The 24,510-nt window shown below is 53.7% G+C and carries 26 protein-coding genes; 22 read left to right on the forward strand and 4 right to left on the reverse strand.

The genetic code is table 11. The annotated features are described in order from the left end of the window. Positions 1-86 precede the first annotated feature (86 nt). From aroC to AC4ED1_RS01690, 19 genes are all read left to right on the forward strand, one after another. Positions 87-1,247, forward strand: coding sequence for a chorismate synthase (aroC, locus tag AC4ED1_RS01600; RefSeq protein ID WP_490935644.1), 1,161 nt, complete (start codon positions 87-89; stop codon positions 1,245-1,247). Then, the gene (aroB, locus tag AC4ED1_RS01605) at positions 1,244-2,359 is read left to right on the forward strand and encodes a 3-dehydroquinate synthase (RefSeq protein ID WP_490935645.1); all 1,116 of its coding nucleotides are present in this window, start codon (positions 1,244-1,246) and stop codon (positions 2,357-2,359) included. Before aroC ends, aroB begins: the two co-directional genes overlap by 4 nt. Further along, positions 2,356-2,742 carry a chorismate mutase gene (gene aroH / locus AC4ED1_RS01610; protein ID WP_490935646.1) on the forward strand — a complete coding sequence of 129 codons (387 nt, stop codon included), beginning with the start codon at positions 2,356-2,358 and terminating at the stop codon, positions 2,740-2,742. The genes aroB and aroH overlap by 4 nt, the downstream gene beginning before the upstream one ends. A 249-nt stretch (positions 2,743-2,991) precedes the next feature. After that, the gene (trpD, locus tag AC4ED1_RS01615; RefSeq protein ID WP_490935647.1) at positions 2,992-4,017 is read left to right on the forward strand and encodes an anthranilate phosphoribosyltransferase; all 1,026 of its coding nucleotides are present in this window, start codon (positions 2,992-2,994) and stop codon (positions 4,015-4,017) included. After that, a complete protein-coding gene (gene trpC, locus AC4ED1_RS01620) occupies positions 4,018-4,809 on the forward strand; it encodes an indole-3-glycerol phosphate synthase TrpC (protein ID WP_490935648.1) in 792 nt (263 codons plus the stop codon). Next, positions 4,806-5,438, forward strand: a complete 633-nt coding sequence (locus AC4ED1_RS01625) for a phosphoribosylanthranilate isomerase (RefSeq protein ID WP_490935649.1) — start codon at positions 4,806-4,808, stop codon at positions 5,436-5,438. Before trpC ends, AC4ED1_RS01625 begins: the two co-directional genes overlap by 4 nt. After that, on the forward strand, positions 5,438-6,622 hold the full coding sequence (gene trpB / locus AC4ED1_RS01630; protein ID WP_490935650.1) for a tryptophan synthase subunit beta: 1,185 nt from the start codon (positions 5,438-5,440) through the stop codon (positions 6,620-6,622). Before AC4ED1_RS01625 ends, trpB begins: the two co-directional genes overlap by 1 nt. Beyond that, on the forward strand, positions 6,619-7,443 hold the full coding sequence (trpA, locus tag AC4ED1_RS01635) for a tryptophan synthase subunit alpha (RefSeq protein ID WP_490935651.1): 825 nt from the start codon (positions 6,619-6,621) through the stop codon (positions 7,441-7,443). The genes trpB and trpA overlap by 4 nt, the downstream gene beginning before the upstream one ends. Continuing rightward, complete coding sequence (locus AC4ED1_RS01640; protein WP_490935652.1) at positions 7,440-8,549, forward strand: prephenate dehydrogenase; 1,110 nt, start codon at positions 7,440-7,442, stop codon at positions 8,547-8,549. Before trpA ends, AC4ED1_RS01640 begins: the two co-directional genes overlap by 4 nt. A gap of 20 nt (positions 8,550-8,569) precedes the next feature. After that, complete coding sequence (gene aroA / locus AC4ED1_RS01645; RefSeq protein ID WP_490935653.1) at positions 8,570-9,865, forward strand: 3-phosphoshikimate 1-carboxyvinyltransferase; 1,296 nt, start codon at positions 8,570-8,572, stop codon at positions 9,863-9,865. Between the two features lie 239 nt (positions 9,866-10,104). Further along, on the forward strand, positions 10,105-10,617 hold the full coding sequence (locus AC4ED1_RS01650) for a hypothetical protein (RefSeq protein ID WP_490935654.1): 513 nt from the start codon (positions 10,105-10,107) through the stop codon (positions 10,615-10,617). A gap of 132 nt (positions 10,618-10,749) precedes the next feature. After that, positions 10,750-12,411 (forward strand): DNA repair helicase XPB, encoded by a 1,662-nt coding sequence (locus AC4ED1_RS01655; RefSeq protein WP_490935655.1) that lies wholly within the window; start codon positions 10,750-10,752, stop codon positions 12,409-12,411. Positions 12,412-12,427: 16 nt separating this feature from the next. Then, on the forward strand, positions 12,428-13,828 hold the full coding sequence (locus AC4ED1_RS01660; protein ID WP_490935656.1) for a helicase-associated domain-containing protein: 1,401 nt from the start codon (positions 12,428-12,430) through the stop codon (positions 13,826-13,828). Positions 13,829-14,133: 305 nt separating this feature from the next. Further along, positions 14,134-14,679, forward strand: a complete 546-nt coding sequence (locus tag AC4ED1_RS01665) for a ReoY family proteolytic degradation factor (RefSeq protein ID WP_490935657.1) — start codon at positions 14,134-14,136, stop codon at positions 14,677-14,679. 64 nt (positions 14,680-14,743) lie between these two features. Then, positions 14,744-15,214, forward strand: coding sequence for a DUF2487 family protein (locus tag AC4ED1_RS01670; protein WP_490935658.1), 471 nt, complete (start codon positions 14,744-14,746; stop codon positions 15,212-15,214). Between the two features lie 232 nt (positions 15,215-15,446). Continuing rightward, positions 15,447-15,986: a ubiquinol-cytochrome c reductase iron-sulfur subunit gene (locus tag AC4ED1_RS01675; RefSeq protein WP_490935659.1), complete on the forward strand. Its 540-nt coding sequence runs from the start codon at positions 15,447-15,449 to the stop codon at positions 15,984-15,986. 18 nt (positions 15,987-16,004) lie between these two features. Beyond that, positions 16,005-16,676, forward strand: coding sequence for a menaquinol-cytochrome c reductase cytochrome b subunit (qcrB, locus tag AC4ED1_RS01680; protein ID WP_490935660.1), 672 nt, complete (start codon positions 16,005-16,007; stop codon positions 16,674-16,676). 47 nt (positions 16,677-16,723) lie between these two features. Next, positions 16,724-17,479 carry a c-type cytochrome gene (locus AC4ED1_RS01685; RefSeq protein ID WP_490935661.1) on the forward strand — a complete coding sequence of 252 codons (756 nt, stop codon included), beginning with the start codon at positions 16,724-16,726 and terminating at the stop codon, positions 17,477-17,479. A gap of 94 nt (positions 17,480-17,573) precedes the next feature. Beyond that, complete coding sequence (locus tag AC4ED1_RS01690) at positions 17,574-18,134, forward strand: DUF1405 domain-containing protein (RefSeq protein WP_490935662.1); 561 nt, start codon at positions 17,574-17,576, stop codon at positions 18,132-18,134. Between the two features lie 79 nt (positions 18,135-18,213). Here the strand turns inward: AC4ED1_RS01690 and AC4ED1_RS01695 are convergent, their stop codons facing one another. The 3 genes from AC4ED1_RS01695 to AC4ED1_RS01705 form a co-directional block, all read right to left on the reverse strand. After that, positions 18,214-19,062 (reverse strand): YitT family protein, encoded by an 849-nt coding sequence (locus AC4ED1_RS01695; RefSeq protein ID WP_490935663.1) that lies wholly within the window; start codon positions 19,060-19,062, stop codon positions 18,214-18,216. A gap of 23 nt (positions 19,063-19,085) precedes the next feature. Beyond that, positions 19,086-19,700, reverse strand: coding sequence for a DedA family protein (locus tag AC4ED1_RS01700; protein WP_490935664.1), 615 nt, complete (start codon positions 19,698-19,700; stop codon positions 19,086-19,088). 153 nt (positions 19,701-19,853) lie between these two features. After that, positions 19,854-20,903 (reverse strand): YkvI family membrane protein, encoded by a 1,050-nt coding sequence (locus tag AC4ED1_RS01705; RefSeq protein ID WP_490935665.1) that lies wholly within the window; start codon positions 20,901-20,903, stop codon positions 19,854-19,856. A 116-nt stretch (positions 20,904-21,019) separates the two neighbouring features. Here AC4ED1_RS01705 and AC4ED1_RS01710 point away from each other — a divergent pair, with 116 nt between their 5' ends. Then, positions 21,020-21,805, forward strand: coding sequence for an undecaprenyl-diphosphate phosphatase (locus AC4ED1_RS01710; protein WP_490935666.1), 786 nt, complete (start codon positions 21,020-21,022; stop codon positions 21,803-21,805). 24 nt (positions 21,806-21,829) lie between these two features. Here AC4ED1_RS01710 and ylbJ read toward each other — a convergent pair whose 3' ends face one another. Continuing rightward, on the reverse strand, positions 21,830-23,098 hold the full coding sequence (gene ylbJ, locus AC4ED1_RS01715; RefSeq protein ID WP_490935667.1) for a sporulation integral membrane protein YlbJ: 1,269 nt from the start codon (positions 23,096-23,098) through the stop codon (positions 21,830-21,832). Positions 23,099-23,318: 220 nt separating this feature from the next. Between ylbJ and AC4ED1_RS01720 the strand changes: the two genes are divergently transcribed. Both AC4ED1_RS01720 and dapB read left to right on the forward strand, forming a co-directional pair. Continuing rightward, positions 23,319-23,648 (forward strand): nucleotide pyrophosphohydrolase, encoded by a 330-nt coding sequence (locus AC4ED1_RS01720; RefSeq protein WP_490935668.1) that lies wholly within the window; start codon positions 23,319-23,321, stop codon positions 23,646-23,648. Positions 23,649-23,683: 35 nt separating this feature from the next. Then, complete coding sequence (gene dapB, locus AC4ED1_RS01725) at positions 23,684-24,496, forward strand: 4-hydroxy-tetrahydrodipicolinate reductase (RefSeq protein ID WP_490935669.1); 813 nt, start codon at positions 23,684-23,686, stop codon at positions 24,494-24,496. The last annotated feature ends 14 nt before the right edge of the window (positions 24,497-24,510 follow it).

Here is a 24,510-nt window from a genome sequence, read left to right on the forward strand (position 1 = left end):
CAAACCTCCATAAAGAGTACTTGGAATCGCTTTCAAGTTCCATTTCGCTTTTGGGGGAGGAGTAGGAGTTTTGGGGAGGAACTGTGATGTTGCGCTACTTGACAGCCGGGGAATCACACGGGCCGCAACTGACGGCGATTATTGACGGCCTGCCGGCCAATCTGCCGCTGTCGGTTGAGAAAATCAACCATCAACTGTGGCGGAGACAACAGGGATTCGGCCGCGGCGGCCGCATGCAGATCGAGACGGATCGGGTGACGATTGGCAGCGGCGTGCGTTTTGGCAAAACGATGGGCACTCCCGTTACGCTGGTAGTGGAAAACCGCGATTGGCGGAATTGGGAGCAGCGGATGGCGATTCAGGGGGAACCGCCGGCCGATTTGGAAATCGTGACGAAGCCGCGGCCCGGACACGCCGATCTGGCCGGCGCCTTAAAATATAACCAGCGTGATATTCGGAATGTTTTGGAGCGGGCGAGCGCACGCAACACCGCGACACTTGTGGCGATTGGCTCAGTCGCCCGCCAACTGCTTGAGCAATTCGACATTCGCGTCTACAGCCACATCGTCGAACTCGGTCCGATCCAGGTGGGGCCTGCGGAAGGCACGATCGAGGAGATTGCCGCTCGCGCGGAACAATCGCAGGTGCGGGTCGCCAACCCCGAGAAAGAGGCGGAAATCATCGAATTGATCAAAAATGTCCGGAAAGAAGGCAATTCCCTCGGCGGGATTTTTGAAGTGGTCGTAACGGGAGTGCCGTACGGTTTGGGTTCTTATTCGATGCCCGACCGCAAGCTGGACAGCCGCCTGGCCGGGGCGCTGATGGGAATCCAGGCGATCAAAGGAGTCGAGATCGGACTTGGCTTTGATGCCGCCAGAAAGCTTGGCTCGGAAGTGCACGATGAAATTTTTTACGCGGACGGTCTCGGATATTATCGCGGTTCCAATGGAGCCGGCGGAATCGAAGGCGGCGTCTCGAACGGGCAGCCGATCGTCATTCGCGCCGCGATGAAGCCCATCCCGACGCTTTACAAGCCGCTCAAGAGCGTCGATATGGAGACCAAGGAAGCCTACGAAGCGAGTATCGAACGGTCTGACGTATGCGCCGCGCCTGCGGCGGCCGTCGTCGGGGAGGCGGTGGTCGCTTGGGTGATTGCGGTGTCTTTTCTCGAAAAGTTCGGCGGTGATTCGTTGGAGGAAATCCGCGCGAATTACGACAATTTTTTGGCGATGGTGTCGAAACGATGATGACGGACATTCGAAGAGTACATGTCGATCTTGCCGATCGCGGCTACGACATTGTGATCGGCGAAGGGCTGCTTGACAGGTTGGGGGAACTTGCAAAAGAAGCCGGCATTTCAACAAGTTCGACTTGTCTGGTGGTAACGGATGAAAATGTGGCCCGTGCCGGCCATTTGGCGAAAGCTCGGACCGCTTTGCAAGGTTCCGGGTATCGCATCGCGGAAGCGATTATCCCCGCGGGTGAAGAGTCCAAAAGCCTTGCCCAAGCGGAAGTGCTGTTTGACAAAGCCTTTGATGCCGGGTTGGACCGCAAGTCTGCCATTTTTGCCCTTGGCGGCGGGGTGGTCGGGGATTTGGCGGGGTTTGTGGCAGCCACCTATATGCGGGGCATCTCGTTCGTCCAGGTGCCGACAACCGTTCTTGCCCATGACAGCTCCGTCGGCGGGAAGGTGGCCGTGAACCATCCGAAGGGAAAAAACGTAATCGGCGCTTTCCACCAACCGAAACTGGTGGTTTATGACATATCGGCGCTCGGCACTCTGCCGACGCGGGAGATTCGCTCTGGCGTGGCCGAAGTGATCAAGCACGGTTTGATTTGGGACGCGGACTTTTTCGCGTGGATCGAGGCGTCGATTGCCAAAGTTTGCACGCTGGACCCGGACATCACGGCCGATATGCTGGCGCGTTCCTGTTCCGTCAAGGCGGCTGTCGTGGCAAAAGATGAAAAGGAAAGCGGCCTGCGGGCGATTCTCAATTACGGCCACACTCTCGGTCACGCCATCGAAACCCTGTCCAACTACGGCACCTATACACACGGCGAAGCGGTCTCGATCGGCATGGTGTTTGCGGCCGAACTGTCGAAAGATTACGGCAGGATCGACAGCAAAACGGTGGAGAGAATTCGGGCCCTTTTGCGCCGCGCGAAACTGCCGACCGGGGTTCCGGCGGACTTGGAGCCTGGCGCCTTGATCCATTCGATGAAACAGGACAAAAAAGCGACCGGCGGCAAGCTGACGTTCGTGCTGTTGTCCGCAATCGGCCGCGTGGAGGTAGTCAAAGACGTCGACGAAGAAAAAGTGCTGGCACTGCTTCGTCGCTTAGGGAGGAGCGGAGCATGATTCGGGGAATCCGGGGAGCCACTACGGTAGAGGAGAATACGGCGTCCGCCATCCTGGACGCAACCAGCGAACTGCTGGCGGAACTCATCAGGGTCAATCGGATCGAACCGGAGGACATCGCTTCCGTGTTTGCAACCGTAACGGAGGATCTGAACGCCACTTTTCCGGCGCGGGCCATCCGGTCGATTCCGGGGTGGGAATTGGTTCCGATGATGTGCGCAAGGGAAATCCCGGTGCCCGGCAGTGTCGCCAAATGCATCCGGGTGTTGATCCATGTCAACACAACCGCCTCGCAAAAAGAGATCAAACATGTATATTTGGGACGGGCAGTTAAATTGCGTCCAGATCTGACCGACAAAACAACTGAAAAAAACGGTTCTTGACGACCGTTCGGCCTCCATGTACACTGTTTGTAAGGTTTTGTGTTAAAGTCCAGAAGTTGAGGCGTTGTTTCGAGAAGAGCGAGTCAACGAGAAGAGTGTAGCGGAGCAGAGCGGAGACTGAATTCAGAAGAGTGGCGGAAGGGTGTGTTGCGACACCTATCCGTTCCCGTTTCCTCTGGAATGTAAGGTCAGAGCTTGGCTCTGGCCTTTTCTGCATGAGAGACCAGTTGAGAGAGGAGAGCGGAGTGTATGAAAGAAACTTTGGAGAAATTGATTGTCGGTCAACATCTGACGGATGCGGAAGCGGAGCATGTCATGGACCAAATCATGGGCGGAGAGGCAACGCCGGCTCAAATCGCGGGGTTTTTGACCGCGATGCGCATCAAAGGAGAAACTGTTGAAGAAATCGCCGGTTTGGTACGCAGCATGCGCAAACATGCGACTCCCGTCGTTACGGGGATGCAGGGCATCCTTGACACTTGCGGAACCGGGGGCAGCGGCATTCCGAAGTTCAACGTTTCCACCGCTGCCGCTTTTGTGACCGCGGCGGCGGGGGTCCCGATCGCCAAGCACGGCAACCGGGCGATGTCCGGTAAATCCGGCAGCGCCGATGTGCTGCAGGCCTTGGGAGTGAACATCGAGATGACGGCCGAACAGGCGAGAAACTGTTTGGAGAACGCGGGCATCTGCTTCATGTTCGCTCCCTTGTATCACCAATCGATGAAACATGCGGTGGGGCCCCGGCGCGAACTCGGATTCAAAACCGTTTTCAATATCCTGGGGCCGTTGACGAATCCGGCGGGAGCGAAGCGGCAAGTGATCGGCACCTTTTCTCCGGCGTTGCTTGAAAAAATGGCTCGGGTCTTGGAGTTGCTGGGCACCGAACACGCGATGGTCGTTCACGGTTCGGACGGCCTTGACGAAATCACGGTGACCGGATCGACGCAAGTGGCAGAACTTAAGCACGGGAAAGTCGGTTTGTACGAAATTCATCCGGAAGATTTCGGGCTGCAAACGTATCCGTTGCAGGAAATCGTAGGAGAAAGTCCGGAAACAAACGCGAATATGATCCGGCGCGTGTTTGCCGGAGAGAAGGGGGCGGCACGGGACATCGTCGTCATCAATTCCGCCGCCAGCCTCTATGTCGCGGGCAAGGCGTCTTCCTTGCGGGAAGGGGTTTTACTGGCGCAAGAGCTGATCGATTCCGGCAAGGCGCAGTCCACTTTGGACCGGCTGATCGAAATCTCAAACCGGCTTGCGAAGGAGTTGGCGTAGATGATTCTCGACCGTATCGTCGCGGTCAAACAAGAAGAAGTCGCGTTGTTGAAAAATTCGCTGGATCTGGAACTCGCCGAGTCGACGATTGCGGAACTGCCGCCCGCCCGGGGGTTTGCAAAGGCGCTTCGGTCCGCCCCGGATGAGGTGGCCTTGATTGCCGAAGTCAAGAAAGCGTCTCCTTCGAAAGGCGTGATTCGGGCCGACTTCGATCCCGTTCGGATCGCGAAGGAGTACGAAGCGGCGGGGGCAAGCGCCATTTCCGTGTTGACCGATGTGCGGTTTTTCCAGGGGCACCCTTCCTATTTGACGGAGATTCGGCAGGCTGTATCGGTGCCGCTTTTGCGGAAGGACTTTATCATCGACGAGTTACAAATCTATGAAGCGCGGCTGCTCGGCGCGGACGCGATCCTGCTGATCGCGGCGATCCTTTGCGAAGAGCGGTTACGGCGGTTTCGCGAACTGGCCCGAGATCTGGGGCTGGACGCGCTGGTTGAGGTGCATGACCGGGAGGAACTGGCGAAGGCGCTGGCGTCCGGCGCCCAATTGATCGGCGTCAATAACCGGGATTTGCGCACATTCAACGTCGATTTGCAGACGACGGCGGCTGTCGCGTCCGATCTGCCGCCCGGCTGCTTTTTGGTGTCGGAAAGCGGAATCTTCACATATGAAGATGTCCAACGGGTGAAGCGAGTGGGAGCCAGGGCGATTCTGGTCGGCGAATCGCTCATGCGATCGGACGATATCCGCCAAGCGGTCGGCAGTCTTTTGAACAGGAAGGTTGCAACATGACACAGATCAAAATCTGCGGGCTGAAAACGCGGGAAGCTTTGGAGGTCGCTTCGGAAGCCGCAATCGACTATGTCGGTTTCGTCTTTGCGAACAGCAAGCGGCGGATTTCGCCGGAAGAAGTCTGCCGGCTTGCGGAAGGTCTTGCGACTCCCAAGCGAATCGGCGTATTTGTCGACGAACCGCTCGCATCGCTGCTTGCGATTGCAGAGTCTGCCCAATTGGACGGATTTCAACTGCACGGTTCGGAATCTCCCGAACTATGTCTCAGACTGAAAGAAACAAGCGGCAAACTGGTATGGAAAGCCTGGCAGGTCCGGTTTGACGAGACGGACCGGCGGATTGCAGAGTACAAGACCGCCGTCGATGCCATCCTGCTTGACGCCTATCATCCCGGTTTGCACGGGGGAACGGGCCGGACGTTTCCGTGGGAGGCGATCGACCGGTTTCGGGAACTGGTGCCGGATGTTCCGATTTTTGTCGCAGGCGGGCTTTCCGTAGACAATGTGGGGGAGCTTCTCAGCGTATACAGACCGGACGGCGTCGACATATCCTCCGGTGTGGAGACCGGCGGTGTAAAAGATACGGAGAAGATGAGATTATTTATCCAAAAAGTGAGGGAGAGGGACTGATGTATCCGGACCAAAACGGACGTTTCGGCAAATTTGGGGGAAAATTTGTGCCGGAAACGTTAATGAACGCACTCGACCAACTGGAGCAAGATTACCGTAAATACCGCCAGGATCCGCACTTTCAACGGGAATTGTCGGAACTGTTAACCGAATATTCGGGCCGTCCCACCCCGCTTTATTTCGCGGAACGCTTGACGAAAGAGCTTGGAGGCGCGAAAATCTACCTGAAACGGGAGGATCTGAATCACACCGGAGCCCATAAGATCAACAACACGTTAGGTCAGGGACTGCTTGCCAAATATACCGGCAAAAAGCGGGTGATCGCGGAAACCGGGGCCGGCCAGCACGGCGTGGCGACGGCGACAGTGGCGGCGCTTCTCGGTTTGGAATGCACGGTCTTTATGGGGGAAGAAGATACCCGGCGTCAGGAGTTAAACGTTTTCCGCATGAAACTGCTCGGGGCGGAAGTGATACCGGCGAAATCGGGAACTCGCACTTTGAAGGATGCGACGAATGAAGCGATCCGCCATTGGGTGGAGCATGTGGAAGACACGTTCTACATTATCGGATCGGTTGTCGGTCCGCACCCCTACCCGATGATGGTCCGCGATTTCCAGCGGATTATCGGTGATGAAACCCGGCAGCAGTTTCTGGAAAAAGAAGGGCGCCTGCCGGATGAGATCGTCGCTTGTGTAGGGGGCGGTTCAAACGCCATGGGCATCTTTTATCCGTTTATTGATGATCCCGTCAAGTTAACCGGTGTGGAAGCCGCGGGTCTTGGCGTCGATACGGATCGGCATGCGGCCACCATCAGCAAGGGGCGTCCCGGTGTCATCCACGGGGCGATGACGATGCTCTTGCAGGATGAATACGGCCAGGTACTGCCCGCCCATTCGATTTCGGCAGGGCTTGATTATCCGGGAATCGGTCCGGAACATGCCCATCTGGCTGACACCGGCCGCGCCCAATACGTATCGATTACGGATCGGGAAGCGCTTGCCGCGCTGCAAACGCTCGCCTGCATAGAAGGCATTATTCCCGCGCTGGAAAGCGCCCACGCAGTCGCTCATGTGCTGAAAATCGCCCCGTCTTTGCCAAAGGATTACGGGATTGTGATTTGCCTATCCGGCCGTGGTGACAAGGATATGCAGAGTGTCATGGGATATCTGGAGGTGGAGCAATGAGCCGGATTCAGTCCGTTTTTGAGCGATTGCAGGCGAAAGGTGAAACAGCGTTCATCCCTTTCATCACCGTAGGAGATCCGAATCTGGAATGGACGGAGCGGATCGTGCGTGATCTGGAAAAAGCGGGAGCGGACATGGTCGAGCTTGGCATTCCCTATTCCGACCCGCTGGCCGACGGGCCGGTGATCCAGGACGCTGCGCTGCGTGCGCTGGCACAGGGGACCCGAATGGCGGACGCGTTTGAGCTGGTTGACAGGCTGCGGCACTCGGGGGTGAAGCTCCCGTTGATTTTATTTACTTATGTGAATCCCGTCATTCAGTTTGGCATTGAACGGTTCTTTGCAACGGCTCGGGAAGCGGGAGCGGATGGGGTCATCATACCGGATTTGCCGTACGAAGAAAGCGAAGAAGCGCGTTTGGCGGCTGCCAAACACGGGGTGGATCTGATCCCTCTGGTGGCGCCGACGAGTCGCCAGCGGATCGAACGCATCGTTCAAGCGGCCACCGGCTTTGTGTATTGTGTGTCCTCGCTTGGCGTCACCGGCATGCGGAGTCGGTTTTCCGCCGATCTTCCCGAGTTTGTCGGAAGCGTTCGGGCGGCTACCGCGCTGCCGGTCGCTGTCGGATTTGGCGTGAGCACACCGGAGCAGGCGGCAGAGATTCGGGAGTTTGCGGATGGTGTCATCGTGGGATCCGCGATTGTGCGCCGGGTGCAGCCGCTGGCGGAAGCCCTCGCTTCCGGCAACCGGACGGAAATCGATAAAGCTTATCGGGATCTGTTGCGATTTGCTACCGCTTTGAAGGAGCCGCTGCGGGCATGATTCATTACAGCAACGTGACGATTGTCGGCTGCGGGTTGATCGGCGGATCGTTGGCTCTCGCTTTCCGGTCGCACGGCGTGGCGGAGCGGATTACAGGCGTCGACCTCGATACGGAAGGGCTGGACAAAGCTCTGATGCTGGGGATACTGGATGCGGCGTGCACAGACTTGCGAGAAGCGGTGGTAGATGCGGATCTGATTGTCCTTGCGGTCCCCGTGCAGCAAACAATTCGCCAACTTGAACTGCTGGCCGGACTGGCCCTGAAAAAGGGTTGCATCATTACGGACGTATCAAGCACCAAGAAGACCATTTGCGAATATGCACGTATCCATCTTCCGTCGGACATCGCTTTTGTCGGCGGCCATCCGATGGCCGGATCGGAAAAATCCGGCATCACAGCCGCGAATCCGCGCTTGTTCGAAAACGCGGCCTATATTCTCACGCCGGACGCTTCAAGCGACCCCGCCGTCGTGGAGAGACTGCGGAAAACCTTTGAACAAATCCGGGCACATGTACTCGTTATGGATGCCGACCAACATGACCGGGTAGTGGCAGCCGTCAGTCACATTCCGCATGTGGTGGCCGCTTTGCTGGTCGATCAGGTTGCCGGTTTGGGACAGGACAATCCACTATACAGTCGTTTGGCAGCCGGCGGTTTCCGGGATGTTACGCGCATCGCTTCCGGGAGTCCCGTAATGTGGCGGGATATTATCATGACAAACCGGGAACCGGTACTGTCATTGCTCAGAGATTGGCTGAAACGAACCAACGAAATGATTCGTTGGATTGAAGACGCCAACCCCCGTGAAATTGAAATGTTTTTTGCGAGAACGCGGGATTGGCGGGACGCGCTGCCGGCCAAAGCAAAAGGAGCCGCTGCCCATTATTACGAAATTACCATCGATGTCGAAGACCGGCCGGGGATTATCGGAAAAGTGGCTACGATCCTCGGACAACATGAAATCAATTTGCGAAATATCGGGATTCTGGAAAACAGGGAAGAAGTCAACGGCCAACTGCTGCTGTCTTTTTCTTCCTATCGGGATCAGGAGGAAGCGGTTCGTTTGCTGCAGCAACAGGGCTATAACGTGTATGTCCGTGAATAGAGGAAGAGGGGAACAACGAAATGATCGAAATTCATCCCATCCAACAACCCCTGGATGCTGTAGTGGAAATTCCGGGGTCCAAAAGCATCACCAACCGCGCTTTGCCGATGGCGGCATTGGCAAGCGGAACCAGTACATTGCGCAATGTGTTGTTCAGCGACGACAGCCGGTTTTTTATGAGTTGCCTGCAAAAACTCGGGTTTCGTTTGGAGATTGACGAAGCGAAGAAAACGGTTCTGGTGGAGGGAAGGGGAGGAGCTATTCCTGTCCGGAAAGGACTTGTGGAACTGTTTGTCGGTAACGCCGGCACGGCGGCCAGGTTTTTGACCGCTTTCGTGTCCCTTGGTACGGGAACGTACCGGATTGACGGGATTCAGCGGATGCGTGAACGCCCGATTCAGGACCTGATCGACGCTTTGCAGACGCTAGGCGTGAAGATACGCTCGGAATTCGGGACAGGCTGTCCGCCGGTTGTAATCGAAGCGAACGGTTTGCCGGGGGGGCGCGTATCGATTCCCGGAACCAGAAGTTCCCAGTATCTCTCCGCTTTGTTATTGACCGCACCGTACGCAAAGAGCGACGTGGACATCGAAGTGGCAGGCGAACTGCTGTCGGCTCCTTATATTGATATGACGGTTCGCATGATGTCCCAATTCGGCGTGGAAGTCGAGCGGAAAGAGCATCGTTCGTTTCATGTTGCATGCGGTCAACAATACAAGCCGCACGAGTACACGATCGAACCTGACGCTTCCGGAGCGTCCTACTTTCTGGCGGCGCCTGCCATAGCCGGAGGAAGGGTCCGCGTTCTCAATCTGTCGCGGGATTCTTTGCAGGGCGACGCCCGGTTTGCCGGTCTGTTGGAACAAATGGGATGCCGGGTTCGCTGGGGGACCGACCATATTGAAGTGGAGCGGTCCCTGAGTCAACCGCTGCGCGGAATCGACATCGATCTGAACGAGATGTCCGACACCACGATGACCCTGGCGGCGGTGGCCCCGTTCGCTTCGACTCCCACCACAATCCGCAATATCGGACATATCCGGATTAAGGAAACGGATCGGATTCACGCGGTGGTGACCGAACTCCGGAAACTCGGGGTGCAGGTGGAAGAATGGGAGGATGGCATGCGAATCCATCCGGCGGACCGGATCCTTCCCGCCGAGATCGACACCTATGACGACCATCGAATGGCGATGGCGTTCGCACTGATCGGGCTGCGGGCAAACGGAATCAACATCAAAGATCCGGAATGCGTCTCCAAGACATTCCCGACTTATTTTCAAGTGTTTGACCGGATGTGTAATCGAAACGCCTGATGCAGATTTGTATCAGGTTTTTATGTTTCGTGAAAATTATCAATTTTTTTGCAAATAATCCCCTTGACAAACCTACCAGTCGTTCGATACTATAAAGATGCAAGGCTTGAGTTCTGGTTTCTCTCCACTCCTATCATTTTTCCGTCCCTTTGGGACGGGTTTTTTTTGTTTTCAGGTCTTTCCGGTTCAGTCAGTTCATATAAGATAGAGAGAACTTGTCTCCGAAAAGGGGGAGCCATGTGAGCCGCAAATTGATCCTGTATGCCGTTATGGCGCAGTTGTTGATATGCGGATGGATTCTGCTGAAAGTCATTTTGCTGCCTTATTTGATCTGGCGATTGCTCGGCACCTCTCCTGTAGCTGCCAAAGTGGGAGATCTTGCGGTTTTGGCGCTGGGTACCCTTGCCTCTTTGAGCATGGGGGCGGTTGGATATTGGCACGCGGCCCGTTATCCGAAAGGCCGGTCCCGCCTGAAAGTTGCGCTGCTTTCGATGTTTTTTGTGCATTTTCCGCTCTATTCGTTTTTGGCCTACAAATGGTTGTTCGGCAGCGCGTGGGACACATTCTGGTCGCTTTATCTGTCCGGATGGCTGTCAATTGTCACCCACCCGATGCTCCTTGTCGGGTTTTATGGAGAATGGGTGGATTTTGTCGGCGCATTTTTATTTTGCGTCTGTTATTTGGTGGGAGTATGGATGTATTTTGATGAAAGCGAAGGTTATCACACACCGCGTGTAAGAAGCGGATCATAAGGGGAATGGGAAAATGCGGCCTTGTTTGCAAAGAATCGCCACGCGCGGTTCTTTTTTCATTTTTTGTCGCATGAATTCAAGACCGGGACAAAATACTATTTTCAGTCAGTTTTCAGCAAGGAGGAAAGCGTTTTGGCGACCGGCAAGCCACTGATCGTGCAAGGTGACATGACCCTGCTGTTGGAAGTGAACGATCCGTTGTTTGAAACGGTTCGTGACCGGATTCTGCCGTTTGCGGAGTTGATGAAGAGTCCAAAACATGTCCATTCCTACCGCATCAGTCCGGTCTCGCTGTGGAATGCTGCCACCTCCGGTTTCACGGCCGAATCGGTACTGAACATCCTTTGGCAGTACAGCCGTTACCCCATCCCATTGCACGTCCAGACAATGATTCTCGAAGAAACGGCGAAGTACGGCCGACTGGTTCTTGAAAAGCAAAAGGGAAGCCTTTTGCTGCAAGGGGATCCGGACCTGCTGCGGGAAATCGCCCAATTGCCCGCAATCGGTCGACTTTTGCCGAAACCGGTGCGGGACGGATTGGAGTTTCCCATGCGGATGCGGGGGGACATCAAACGGATTCTGGCGAAATGTGGCTATCCTGTAAAAGATCGGGTCGGATATGCGACGGGAGCTCCTCTTTCCATCCGCTTGCGGCAGGGCAAAAACGGCGCGGCCGGGGTGGTTCTCAGAACTTATCAGGAAGAAGCCGTACGCTCTTTTTTGGCAGGGGGGGACGAAAGCGGTTCCGGGGTTGTCGTGCTGCCCTGCGGCTCCGGCAAAACAATGGTCGGATTGGCGGCGATGGCCGCTTTGCGGGTGCACACTTTGATCTTTGCGCCGAATTTGGTGGCGGTGCATCAATGGAAACGGGAAATCGAGGACAAATGCGAGATACCGGAGGGTTCGGTCGGGGAATATACGAGCGAATGCAAAGAAATCAAACCGATTACCGTCACTACCTATCAGATGCTGACTTACACGAAGAACGGCGTGCAGCCGCATTTTGAAAAATTGAACAACGGGCAGTGGGGGCTGATTGTGTACGACGAGGTGCATTTGCTGCCCGCCCCCGTCTTTCGCTTAACGGCGGAACTGCAAGGTGCACGGCGGCTGGGCCTGACCGCGACGCTGGTCCGTGAAGACGGAGCGGAGGCCGAAGTCTTCTCGCTGATTGGACCGAAAAAATATGATGTGCCGTGGAAACGTCTGGAACAGGAAGGGTGGATTGCGGAAGCCGCCTGTTTTGAAATCGGGGTGCCGTTGGACGAACAAACCAGAATCCGGTACTTGTCAAGTCGGGACCGCCAGAAATACAGGATAGCGGCGGAAAATCCGCTGAAACTGCAGGTGATAAAGGCTTTATTGCGCCGCCATGCGAACGATCGAGTGCTGATCATCGGGCAATATATCGACCATTTGAAACAGATTGCCAAAGAATTGAAGGCGCCGTTGATTACCGGGCGGACGGAGCCCCGCCAGCGGGAATTTCATTATCATCGGTTTCGTCGGGGCGATGTTCGCGTACTGGTCGTTTCAAAGGTGGCGAATATCGCCATCGACCTGCCGGACGCTAATGTGGCGATTCAAATCTCGGGTGCGTTCGGTTCCCGGCAGGAAGAAGCCCAGCGTTTGGGAAGGCTGCTGCGTCCCAACGCCGACGGGGGACGGTCAACTTTTTATTCGCTGGTCACAACCGATACGTGTGAACAGGAACGGGCGATGCATCGCCAATTGTTTCTGGCCGAACAGGGATACGAATATAAATGGATTCATGCGGAAGAAATCTTGCGGTAAAAAGAGGTGCCAGGCGATGAGATTATGCGAGTGCCTAAATTTATCCGATATCGACATACTCAGAAAGATTGCGGAAACCTACGGTTTTGACTGTCACCGCAGTTCGAAAAATTCGTTGCTGCAATCGATCCTGCATCATTTCAACAACCGCAAATTCGTCTGCGAGCGGTTGTCACAGATCGACAGCCCGGAATACAGGGAAGCGTTGGTTCAGTTGACAATCGACAGGCGCCATGCTTTTTCCGGGGAAGAACTTGAGGCGATCGTGGGGCGGGCAATCGGCGGGAAAGCGGACCTGAAGCAGCAGGTGATATCCAGGCTACTGCAGGAAGGGTGGATTTACCGCCTGGGTGGGCAAAGCGGAAGAAATACGTATTACATTCCGGAAGACCTGTTGAAAACGATCAACGCGTTTGTCGCGGCAGAATTGCAAACCTGGGTGGAAACGGTCGATTTTGCGCCAATCGTCTATAGGGACGACCAATTCGCGATCGTCCGGGACACCGTGCAGTTCATTTCTTTCGCAAAAAACAATGAAGTGAAGCTCACGCAGGACGGGGTGATTTTTAAACGGCAACTCGCTCTTTTGTTGAACAGTTTCGAAGTGAAAGAGGAATTGCCGGTCGGCGGCTGGAGATTCGGGTATGGGCGCAGGTTTTACAATTACCCGGACCGCTTTGCTTTATTGTACGATTACAGTTACGCCAAGGGACTGATCGAGGAACGCGAAACGGGTGTTCTCGCCTTGACCGACCGGCTGGAATCGTGGTTGACGAAGCCAGAACGGGACAAGCTGTCCGACATGGTCAAGTTTTGGCTTTTTCTGTATCGACGGCCAATCCCCAGACTGTCACTGGCTGTCAGCCTGCTCGCCCGTGCCGTTGGCAAGGAATGGACCCTGGTGGAATCGGTCAACCGTCTGCTGTCTCGCTATGTGACGGAGTATTATTACGACAGTCAAGAGCAGGTTATGGAAAAGCGGATCTATCAGATGATGGTCCATCTCGGACTGCTTTGTTACGGCAAATTGGCTGACGGTCGGGATGTGATTAAATTGTCCGCGTTGGGCAGGCTTTTGCTGTTTGAAGAGTCTGTTCGGCAAGAACCGGAGGCGGAACCCGACGCCCTGACGCCGTTGATCATACAACCCAATTTTGATGTGCTGCTGCCGGCCGGTGAGACGGGGCGGATTGGGTGGGAACTAAGCCAATTTGCCGATTTGATTCGGCCGGACGCGATGCGAATCTACCGTATAACGAAAAACAGCATTTCGCGCGGTTTGCAAAACGGTTGGACTGCACCAATCATCATCGGGTTTCTCGACCGCCACTCGGGAGCGATGCTTCCCGTCAACGTAAAACGCATGATTGAACGCTGGAGCGAGGAATCTGTTGGCATGCGCGGAACGGAGAAATAACAGGAGAGCACCGGACGGACAGTCCATAGCATCAAACCCCAAACGAACGGTACTGAATCCCAGAAGACGAAACAGGTTCCAACGGCGGCCACGTTTCGTCTTTTCCCGTTCTTTCCCTCTGTTCACACAAGAATCCGTCTTGTAGAATAAGAATATATCAGGGAACACAAAATTTTCTGCCAGAAAAAGAGGAAATCATCAGGATCTTGCCGAATATGATATTTCAAAGAATATTCACACGATTTCGCGCAGGCCCGGTAAGATTTGTTGTCAACTTGACACAACTCGCTAAGGAGGGAACGGCGGTGAGTGAAGTGATCAATGTTGCGGAAAAGAAGCATTTCATCAAGTGGTTTCTGGAAAAATACGAGCTTCAGAACAGGGAAGCGGAGTGGCTGTTGCAGTATCTGGCTTCAAACGATCATCTTCTTGAGCGAGTGCATTTTATCGATAACTTCAAGAATTTGCCAAAAACGATCCTGATGTCAACCAAGTGCGTACAGATGACACCGTTCAAATTTTACAAAAACAGACGTGTTACGTCGGACGTGGAAAAGGCGTTTCTCGACATTCACAATAATCCGCAGGAAGATATTTATATAGGCCTGTTCTTCAAGGACAGGAGCGTTTCACCGGAATATGCGGCCGTACTGGAGACCAATCCGCAGGAAGACGCGAAGGAAGCGGATGCGTTGGTCAGCCTGCAGGCTGAATTGATTCTTGACATGTCGATCAAAAATTATCGTTTGTCCCAAATATACGAACAGATTGATCGCGCACTGGATGCAAGAGACAGACAACAGTTTGAAAAGTTGACCCATCAGTTAAAAGAACTGATCGAACTGGGCTAGCCCCAGTTTTTTTATGTATAATATAATAAAAGAGCGAAACAACCAAAAAGTGGTGGGAGTGCGAATGCGGTTACCGGAACTTACAACTGATAAATTCAATGAACTGAAACCTTACGTTGACACTTTGCTGCTTCCCGTTTGCAGCGTCGGAAACGGACGAGAAGGGGAACTGTTTGCACAGGACTTGTCCACCGTCCGGAAGTTGGCGTCCGGGATTGAGGAACGTATTTCCGGCCGGGTGTTTTTGCTGCCGGAGGCGGTTCACACGAGCAGCGCGGACCGACAGGGCGGACAAGCCCGAATGCCTGAGGAGGTGCTGGCGGATTATGTGTTCCACCTCCTTTTGCCTTATCACCATGAGGGCTTTTCCAAGGTCGTTCTTCTGTATGGCGAGGGAACATCCGACAAAGCGATGGAACTGGCGGAGGCCAAGCTGACCGAACGGCAGTTTACGGTTCTCTCCTTGCCGCTGAGGGAGAGAGAGTCCAATATCGATTCGCTGGTTCAGGAAATTATACAACTTTGGAATCGATAAAAATAACAATTTTGTGAACAAAGCTTCGTCCGGTATGAGGGCGTTTTCAAAAAATGGGCATACTCCAAGTAAAGTTAAGTCTTACCTTGCACTTAGTAGTTTGAGAAAATTAGCACAAGTTGGCTTGACACGCTATAGGGCAGGCTGTAAGATGAATACGTATTAATTCGGGGTGTCGAAACGACTCGAAACCAAATGATCGATTTTTTCCAAAGGCAGGGAGGTTAGCTGGATGAGTGACGAAAGGAAAGACAAAGACGGGCTGTCCCGGCGCCAGTTTTTAACATACGCTTTAGGCGGCACCGGTGCGTTTATGGCAGCTTCGATCGTAGCTCCCCTGATTCCTTTTACTGGGGATCCGTTAAAGAAAGCGGGAGCGGGCAACTATGTGAAAGTGGGGAAAGAGTCGGAATTCACAACCGACCTTCCGAAGAAAGTCGAATTTACGGTTCACAAAAAAGACGGCTGGTACGAATCGGACGCGAAACTGACCGCATGGATCATCAAAAAAGAAGACGGAAAGTTTTTGGCCATGTCCAATATCTGCACCCATTTGGGATGTGCGGTTAACGGTTCCGTCGATGCGTCGGGCAAATCGGTACCGCCGAAAGACGGCGAATGGTTTTTCCACTGCCCGTGCCACGAGTCATTCTTTGACAAGTACGGAGTGCCGAAACCGGGTGTTCCCGCAACCCGTCCGCTCGATGTATTTGATGTAAAGGTTGAAGGCGGAGAAGTCATGCTCGGACCTTTAAAACAGAGGAAGGCTTAGGATGGAGGGGTCAAGTAGATGTTAAAAAAGACATACGATTGGATTGACGAGCGGTTGGGTGTGACCCCGATCTGGCGTGACATCGCGGATCACGAGGTCCCGGCGCACGTGAATCCGGCTAATAGAATGTCCGCATTCATCTATTGTTTTGGCGGTCTGACATTCTTGATCATCACGACGCAGATCATCTCCGGAATGTTCTTGGCGATGTATTACGTGCCTGACATTATCAACGCTTACAAATCCGTTAAATACATTACGGATGAAGTGATGTTGGGGAATATCGTCCGCGGTATGCACTTCTGGGGTGCAAGCCTTGTCATTATCATGATGTTTTTGCATATGTTGCGCGTTTTTTTCACCGGTTCCTACAAAGCTCCCCGCGAGTTGAACTGGGTGGTGGGCGTCTTAATCTTCATGGTTGTGATGGGTTTTGGTTTTACCGGCTACCTGTTGCCGTGGGACCAAAAGGCGTATTTCGCTACGCAGGTCGGTACGAAAATCGCGGCGACCGTTCCGGTTCTGGGGCCCTACATTCAAACCTTGTTGGTCGGCGGTCCTGACCTTGGTGCGCTTACGTTGACGAGATTCTTTGCGATTCATGTGTTTTTCCTGCCTGCAGCCCTCCTTGCGTTGTTGGGATTGCACTTCTTTATGATCCGGAAGCAAGGCATTTCGGGTCCGCTATAAGAGGGAGATTTCCCGGATTTTCAATTCAAGAAGGAGGTTGCTGATAAATGGCTGATCATTCTGGTAAAGAAAGAATTCCCGGCGTACCCCGTTATCGCGTTCCGAAAGACATGCCAAACGATGGGAGCGAGCCGTTTTTTCCAAATTTCCTGCTAAAAGAATGGATTGTGGGTTCTGTAGTGTTGGTGGCCTTCATCCTGTGGGTGGTGTTTAACCCGGTTGAACTGGGCGATGTCGCGGATCCCACCGATACATCATTTATTCCGGTTCCCGACTGGTACTTCCTGTTCCTGTACCAGCTTCTCAAATACATCCCGGGTGACTATGTCTGGCTTGGAACTGTGGTAATCCCCGGCCTTGCAACGCTTGCGCTGTTGCTGGCTCCCTGGTTGGACCGCCGCAAAGCGCGTCATCCTTTCAAGCGCCCGATCGCCACGTCCGCGATGATGCTAACGCTGTTCTTCATGGCTTGGCTTACATATGAAGCGGAAGTCCAGCACGAACACGCACTTGCGAAAAATCCGCCGAAGCCGAAAAAGCCCGACATTAAGGATACCGCTATTGTGGAACCGAACGACCCGGCGGCCAAAACTTTCAGCACCATGTGCGCGAGCTGTCACGGAGCCGATCTGAAAGGCCAGGTGGGTCCGATGCTGCTTGGGGTCGGAAACAAATATCAAGATCCGAAGCAGATAGAAGAAATCATCCTGAAAGGGACGACTCGCGGAATGCCCGGCGGTCTCGTGCAGGGTGACGACGCAAAGAAATTGGCGGAATGGCTCGCGAAACAAAAACAGAAATAAGAACCAAAAACTGGCCGTTCGGCCAGTTTTTCTTATAATGATTCATTCTGCTAAATCGGAGGTGGCAGTTCTGTTTGATCGGTGGAAAATCCGGATGATACTGACAAACCGGAGTTTCTTATGGTTTCTGTTTTGGATAAATTTGTTTGGGACGGTATACGGATATTATTGGTATAGGGATCAACTGCTTGCCAGCCCTCCGGCATTGTTGCCTTTTGTGCCCGATTCTCCGACGTCTTCACTGTTTTTTACGATTACAATCCTTTTTTGGCTGCGGGGAAGATCGTCGTCCGTAATCGAAATGATGGCGGTGATGACCTCCTTCAAGTATGGCGTCTGGTGTGTGGCGGTTCTTTTGTTGTATGGCATCGATGACGGTTTCATTTCGCCTGCCAATCTGATGTTGATCCTGTCTCATGCGGGGATGGCTGTTGAGGTGCTACTGTACAATTTTATCTATCGGTTTCAGCGGCGACAGATTTGGATTGGCGCCGTTTGGCTGTTGCTGAACGACTTTTTTGATTATGTGTACGGTGTGCATCCCTATCTGGAAGATGACCGGTTTATTTCGGAAGTCGCCGTTTTCACGGTGGCGCTCAGCGCTGTCACGATTCTGCTGACGTACGCGATCCGTCGCAGTCGGCCGACCGTCTGACGGAAGAGTTACACAAAAATCGTGCGGCACTTAATCATGTGGCACTTAATCAGTGGAAGATTCGGCACACCGGATTTGTCTAGTGTGCTTTTTTGCTTAACGGGTTGAACCCTTCTCCCAACACATCATGCACATTTGCGACAACGACAAACGCTTGCGGATCGATATCGTGAACGATTTGTTGCACGTGCAGAATTTCTTCGCGGGAAACCACGCAGTACAGGACGTCCTTTTCCTGACCGGTATAACCGCCGCGTCCTTTAAGCAGCGTAGTGCCCCGTTCCAGCCGTTCCTGGATCGCATTTGCAATCTCCTGTGTCCGGTCGGAAATGATCATCGCCGATTTGCCGCTCGAAACCCCTTCGATCACCACATCGATCACTTTTGCCGCGATGAACAAAGCGACAAGCGAGTACATGGCGATCATTGTTCCTTCGAGCACCGCAACGATTGTGATAACGGCGATATCGATCGCAAAAAGGGTGCGCCCGATGGAATAAGCCCATTTGGCGTTGACAATCCTTGCGATGATGTCGGAACCGCCGGTTGTGGCTCCCGACCGGAAGATGAGACCGAGTCCGATCCCGTTGACAACACCTCCGTACAAAGCGGCCAATAATTTGTCTTGCGGCACGGGCGGCGCGATGTTTTCCGGAATCAACAGCGTAAACAGCGAAACCAGCGCAACCCCGGCAAACGTTTTGACCAGAAAGCTGCGTCCAAACATCCGGTATCCGATGTAAAACAAGGGGACATTGAGCAGCAGAAACGAATAGCCGAATTTTAAATCGAACAAATACAGCAAGAGCAGCGAGATGCCGAAAAATCCTCCTTCCGCCAACCCGTTCTGGATGATGAAGTTGTTGATTCCAAACGCCAGAATCGCGGCGCCTGCCGTGATGCCAAGCCAATTTTTAAATTCGCGCATAGGAAGTTCCACTCCGGCGTTCTTTACAAAAGTTTTTTTTTAAAACAAACCAACAGGAACACTCCGGCCAACAAGAACAATCCCGCCAGAATCCAATGGGCGTAACGGTGCAGGAAAACAAACAACAACCCCCAGTGTTCCCCCAAAATCCTTCCCAGCGAGATGAAAGTCAATGCCCAAATCAACCCGCCGGTATAGGCGTAAAGCATAAACGACCGGATCCGCATCCGGCTGGCGCCTGCGGAAAAAGCGGTAACGTGCCGGATACCGGGCAGGAAATAACCGATCAGCAAAACAAATGGGCCAAATTTTGCATACCAGGTTTGTACCCGTTCCAAATGGTGTTCTTTGATGCCAATGCGTTTCCCGTATTTGTGAAGCAAGGGAAGGCCGAACGACCTTCCAAGAGCATAAGAAATCGACATTCCGGCAACGGAACCGAGAAACGCCACGGACAGCGCCAGTGAGAAAATCATTCGTTCTTTTGAAACGAGAAATCCGACATATGTCATAATCACTTCGTCGGGAATTGGCAACCCCACGATTCCAAGCACCAGGCTCAGGAACAGGGCGATATAGCCATAGACACCGACCAAATCCAAGACCGTTTGTTCGATGGACGAGCCCCCCCAAGCCAAAAATAGAAAGAAAACTTGGCATAAGCCAAGTCCTGCATCTGCAGCTAATACCGCTATTAATTTACCATAATTCCGCCTTTTGGAACAACAGTGTCCCGTCCGGGCTTTGGACATTGAGTTGGCACCAACCGGAATCAACAGCAACCTTTGCCGTCACTTTGGCGGAGATACTCGTTGCGGCCAGATCAGCAGGATCAGCAAAAGAAAGCTCAGATAACCGAAGACCGGATACAAATATTTGACAATGTTTGAAAAGCCGATTTGGCTCACAAAAAAGGCCGCTGTCAAAATCGCCACAGTTATCAGGGAACCGTTCACCGGATGGCGGGGAGAGGCGAACTGACTGGCAAGCCCGTACACATTGGCGATCAACGTGCTGAAAATCTCCCCCCAAAGCACCAGTATGAACAATCCCTGAAACAGCAAGCCATATGAGGACGTGATATGTGCCATCGGCACTTCATAATTGAGAATGCCGGGCATTTGCACCGACAGGGCATAATGCGTGCCCAACAACATGATTCCCAGCCCCAGGGCTCCAATATATCCACCGGCCAGCAGGGAACAGTGGTCTTTGATTTCGTTTCCAATGGGGACCAGTACCGACACGGCAAGACCGAGATTGAAGGCGGCGTAGGAAACGGCAGACGCCATCCACGCCCAGGAGGCGTGATGTTCCGGCGCGGCAAAGCGGGTTGCGGGGGACGACAAGGCGGTTTTTAAAAAGATAAAACAGATTAAAGAGATCATGATCGGAACAATAATGGAGTTTGCCGCGAGAATCCCCCGCATTCCCCGCCGTATCGTCCAGTATGTCAATCCCATCGTCAAAAGAACTCCGAGTTGGAACGGGATTTGCAAGTTTTCGTGAAACAGCGCACCAACTCCTGCCAGCATGGCAACCGTCACCCCAAACAGCATGACCATCATAAAAAGGTCGATCAGACCGGCCAATTTGTCACCAAACAGGTAAGCGGTCAACTGCCGGTAAGAATGGGCGTTCAGCCGGGCACCCAAGAGCAGCATTTTGCTTCCCACCCAAGCGAACAGCAAGGTACTGACAGGAATCCCAACATACGCCCAATCCCCGAACACGCTGAAAAATTTCAAGATTTCCTGTCCCGATGCAAAACCGGCCCCGACCACCGTCCCGATATATGTGAACCCGATTTGAAACGCTTGCCGGATCTGTTTTTGGTTCATCAGGTTGTTCCCCCTTTGCACAACATATGTTTATGTTGTCGACAGAAAAAGCATGTCTAGCAGCTGGAAATGCAGTATAATAGGGAAGTGTTGATACCTGCCTGACGGAGGGAACGATGGAAGAGTTCGCAAAAGCAATCGCATTGGGAATCATTCAGGGATTGACCGAGTTCCTGCCGATCAGCAGCACGGGACACCTGCTCTTGGGAAGGAAGTTGCTCGGTCTGTCCGAAGCGGGTTTGTTTCTTGACACCATGCTTCATCTCGGGACCTTGTTGGCGGTTGTGGCGGTATTCTGGCGCGACGTGCTGTTTATGATTCGCCGACCGTTCAGCAAGTTGACGCTGCTCGTGGTGGTGGGAACTATCCCGACGGCGGCGATCGGATTGGCGTTCGAGGATTTTTTTGAAGAAATTTCTAAGACCGGCGTGACCGTTGGCTGGGAATTTTTATTGACAGGTGCCATTCTCTGGTGGGCTGACAACATGAAGAACGGCACCAAGGAAATCGACCGGATTTCTTATAAAGATGCGTTGCTTGTCGGCGTGCTGCAAGGAGCTGCGATCCTGCCGGCTGTCTCCCGGTCCGGGTTGACGATTGCTGGTGCGCTGTTCAGAGGAATCGACAAAAAAGCGGCCGCCCGTTTTTCGTTCCTGCTTTCTCTTCCCGCGATTCTCGGGGCCGTTGTGCTGCAGAGCAAAAAACTGGCGGCAGGAGCCGTCAGCGAATCCCTCCATCTACTGCCCTTACTAGCGGGTACCGCTGCGGCGGCTGTCGCCGGGTATGTGGCGGTCAAATGGATGCTTGTCGTTTTGCAGCGCGGGTCTTTGAAAGGGTTTTCGATTTACGTCTGGATTTTGGGGGCTGGGATTCTCATTGCGCAGTTTCTCGGCAAATGGTAAATTGCGAATCTGCCGGCAAGCCGTTCACTTGTCGCCCATCCGGGCCCGGAAGAAGACGATTCGCATCCGTCTTGCCAAATGTAAAGCCACCGAGAGTAACGTGAGCCCGCCAATCAGCAGGATCCAATTTTTTAAGGCAGCAAATGAGGCCAGCCATCTTGCGGCTGCCGCCGGTTCCGCCGCTGCCACCGCGAATGCGGAAGGCGTCAGCGGAGCCATCACGCTGGCTGTGGTTTGCCCCACTCCCCAATGAAACAAAAGCACCGTAAACACGCCGGCCAGGATCCCGTGCAACAGCCTTGCGACCACATAGGGAATGAAACGGATATCCGTACCCGTTAAAACGGACGCGATCTGGGCGTGGACAGACAAGCCGCTCCAGGCAATGATAAAAGACACCACCGACAGCTGTTCGATCAGCGGCGCTTTCGTGGCCGCCGCTTGCGCGGAGCCGATATCGATCTCGAACAGACCCGCCATAAAGGGATTTACAAGGGAGAGATCAAACCCCGTCAATTTGAACAATCCCACCACGGGAAGGGAGAGCAACGGGATAATGCCGGCCAGTGTCAACACTTTGATAACGACCGCGAAAAAGATAATAAAGCCGCAAATCATCAACAGCGTTTTGATCGAGTCGTTCACCGAATCGCCCAGCAGCTTTCCGAAGGAGCGGCCGTCTTCCTCGCGGGCCCGTATCATTTCTTGGTACGCCCGGACGAACAAATTCCCCCGCATCGGCTGCGCGGCTACTTCTTCCCGGTTGTCTTTGCCGCGTCCGTAGAGCTTAAAGAGAATCCCTACCAAAAACGCTCCGATGTAATGGGCGATGGCAAGGAGCATGCCGATTCCCGCATTCCGGAACATTCCGACAGCAACCGCGCCGAACATGAACAACGGATCGGCCGTGTTGGTAAAAGCGAGCAGGCGTTCCCCTTCGACGCGGCTGCACATTTTATTTTTTCGAAACTTGGCCGTAATGACCGCATCCATCGGGTAACCCGCCGCCAGCCCCATCGACAAGGCGAAGGCGCCGACTCCGGGCACACTGAACAACGGGCGCATCAACGGTTCCAGCAGGACGCCCAGTGCGTGTACGACACCCGCGCCAAGCATCAGCTCAGACAGAATAAAAAACGGCAACAGGGAGGGAAACACGACTTCCCAGAACAAATTCAATCCTGCCAATCCCGCTTCAAATCCTTCCTTTGGGAAAAACACGAGCGAAAGAGTCATAAATACAACGACAATCGCCAGCAAAGTTGTCGCAGTACGCTTGGGTGATCCGGGCATAAATGACAACTCCTTTTCAGTTTCCTAACCCGACCTGCCGCAACAGCCACCCCCGGAAAGCGCAAGCGCTTCACGGGGATCCCGGCGGCAATGGGCGATTCGTGCCTTTTGGGTGCACGTGCACAGGACGGCCTATCCGTAAATTCATATTCGTGTCGGGCTTGTTTATTCTTCCTTCTTATGGTGGAATGTTGATAAAGCGACAGGAGGACAATCGCAGATGGAGAAACTGACTTTGTGTACCATGCAGCGGGAAGTGGACGAGCATATTTCCCAGTTTGAAGAAGGGTATTTTCCGCCTATGAGTTTGATCGTGCGGCTGACGGAAGAACTGGGGGAATTGGCACGGGAGGTCAATCACCGATTCGGCGAGAAAAAGAAAAAGGAAACGGAAGCAAACAGGAGCATCGCGGAAGAAATCGGCGATGTTCTGTACTGCCTGACTTGTCTTGCCAATTCTCTGAATATTGATTTGGAAGAGGCGCACCGTTTGGTGATGCACAAATTCAAGACGCGTGACGCGAACCGGTGGACCAGGAAAGAAAGTTGACGCAAATTCCTTAAATGGAACAGGAGTGTGTACATATGATGGAGGAAAACAAAAGAATCCGAGTTGTGGTGACCGGCGCCAACGGGAGAATGGGACGGGAAGTGGTGAAAACGGTCTTAAACGATCCCTTGCTCCAATTGGCGGGAGCGGTCGACCGGACGATGGAGGGGCTGGATGTCGGGACGGTTGCAGGACTTGGGGAGACTGGTGTGCCGTTTTCAACAGATTTGGGTGAAACGCTGATTCGGACCAACGCGGATGTGATGATCGATTTTACGACCCCGGCGGTCGTTCGCGACAACGTGTATTTGGCGTTGGAATACGGGGTGCGGCCCGTTGTCGGGACAACCGGCATTGCGCAGGAGGATCTGCGGGAATGGGACCGCATTTTGCGTGAAAAAGGGATTGGCGGAGTTGTCGCGCCCAACTTTGCGATCGGTGCGATCCTGATGATGAAGTTTGCGGCTCTTGCCGCCCGTTATCTGCCGCATGTGGAAATTGTGGAACTGCACCACGACCAGAAACTGGATGCGCCGTCCGGGACGGCTTTGAAAACGGCAGAGATGATCGCAAACGAGAGACAACGCATACGGCAGGGTCATCCGGCGGAAGAAGAGAAAATCGCCGGCGCCCGCGGCGCGGATTTCGAAGGGATGAGAATTCATTCGATCCGTCTGCCCGGTTATGTCGCACATCAGGAAGTGATATTCGGCGGCGTAGGGCAAACCTTGACCATCCGCCATGACTCCATCAGCCGGGAATCGTTTATGCCCGGGGTGGCGATGGCGACCAAAAAGGTCATGGAATTGACGGGGCTTGTATACGGATTGGAAAATCTGATCGACTGACGATTGCAGGGAGG

This window comes from Effusibacillus sp. SKA8, from assembly GCF_058273125.1.

What these genes read in the sequence shown, in the direction of transcription:
- aroC (WP_490935644.1), top strand. Translation starts at nt 87, where the DNA reads ATGTTGCGCTACTTGACAGCCGGGGAATCACACGGGCCGCAACTGACG.
- aroB (WP_490935645.1), top strand. Translation starts at nt 1,244, where the DNA reads ATGATGACGGACATTCGAAGAGTACATGTCGATCTTGCCGATCGCGGC.
- aroH (WP_490935646.1), top strand. Translation starts at nt 2,356, where the DNA reads ATGATTCGGGGAATCCGGGGAGCCACTACGGTAGAGGAGAATACGGCG.
- trpD (WP_490935647.1), top strand. Translation starts at nt 2,992, where the DNA reads ATGAAAGAAACTTTGGAGAAATTGATTGTCGGTCAACATCTGACGGAT.
- trpC (WP_490935648.1), top strand. Translation starts at nt 4,018, where the DNA reads ATGATTCTCGACCGTATCGTCGCGGTCAAACAAGAAGAAGTCGCGTTG.
- AC4ED1_RS01625 (WP_490935649.1), top strand. Translation starts at nt 4,806, where the DNA reads ATGACACAGATCAAAATCTGCGGGCTGAAAACGCGGGAAGCTTTGGAG.
- trpB (WP_490935650.1), top strand. Translation starts at nt 5,438, where the DNA reads ATGTATCCGGACCAAAACGGACGTTTCGGCAAATTTGGGGGAAAATTT.
- trpA (WP_490935651.1), top strand. Translation starts at nt 6,619, where the DNA reads ATGAGCCGGATTCAGTCCGTTTTTGAGCGATTGCAGGCGAAAGGTGAA.
- AC4ED1_RS01640 (WP_490935652.1), top strand. Translation starts at nt 7,440, where the DNA reads ATGATTCATTACAGCAACGTGACGATTGTCGGCTGCGGGTTGATCGGC.
- aroA (WP_490935653.1), top strand. Translation starts at nt 8,570, where the DNA reads ATGATCGAAATTCATCCCATCCAACAACCCCTGGATGCTGTAGTGGAA.
- AC4ED1_RS01660 (WP_490935656.1), top strand. Translation starts at nt 12,428, where the DNA reads ATGAGATTATGCGAGTGCCTAAATTTATCCGATATCGACATACTCAGA.
- AC4ED1_RS01670 (WP_490935658.1), top strand. Translation starts at nt 14,744, where the DNA reads ATGCGGTTACCGGAACTTACAACTGATAAATTCAATGAACTGAAACCT.
- AC4ED1_RS01675 (WP_490935659.1), top strand. Translation starts at nt 15,447, where the DNA reads ATGAGTGACGAAAGGAAAGACAAAGACGGGCTGTCCCGGCGCCAGTTT.
- qcrB (WP_490935660.1), top strand. Translation starts at nt 16,005, where the DNA reads ATGTTAAAAAAGACATACGATTGGATTGACGAGCGGTTGGGTGTGACC.
- AC4ED1_RS01685 (WP_490935661.1), top strand. Translation starts at nt 16,724, where the DNA reads ATGGCTGATCATTCTGGTAAAGAAAGAATTCCCGGCGTACCCCGTTAT.
- AC4ED1_RS01690 (WP_490935662.1), top strand. Translation starts at nt 17,574, where the DNA reads ATGATACTGACAAACCGGAGTTTCTTATGGTTTCTGTTTTGGATAAAT.
- AC4ED1_RS01695 (WP_490935663.1), bottom strand. Translation starts at nt 19,062, where the DNA reads ATGCGCGAATTTAAAAATTGGCTTGGCATCACGGCAGGCGCCGCGATT.
- AC4ED1_RS01705 (WP_490935665.1), bottom strand. Translation starts at nt 20,903, where the DNA reads ATGAACCAAAAACAGATCCGGCAAGCGTTTCAAATCGGGTTCACATAT.
- AC4ED1_RS01710 (WP_490935666.1), top strand. Translation starts at nt 21,020, where the DNA reads ATGGAAGAGTTCGCAAAAGCAATCGCATTGGGAATCATTCAGGGATTG.
- ylbJ (WP_490935667.1), bottom strand. Translation starts at nt 23,098, where the DNA reads ATGCCCGGATCACCCAAGCGTACTGCGACAACTTTGCTGGCGATTGTC.
- AC4ED1_RS01720 (WP_490935668.1), top strand. Translation starts at nt 23,319, where the DNA reads ATGGAGAAACTGACTTTGTGTACCATGCAGCGGGAAGTGGACGAGCAT.
- dapB (WP_490935669.1), top strand. Translation starts at nt 23,684, where the DNA reads ATGATGGAGGAAAACAAAAGAATCCGAGTTGTGGTGACCGGCGCCAAC.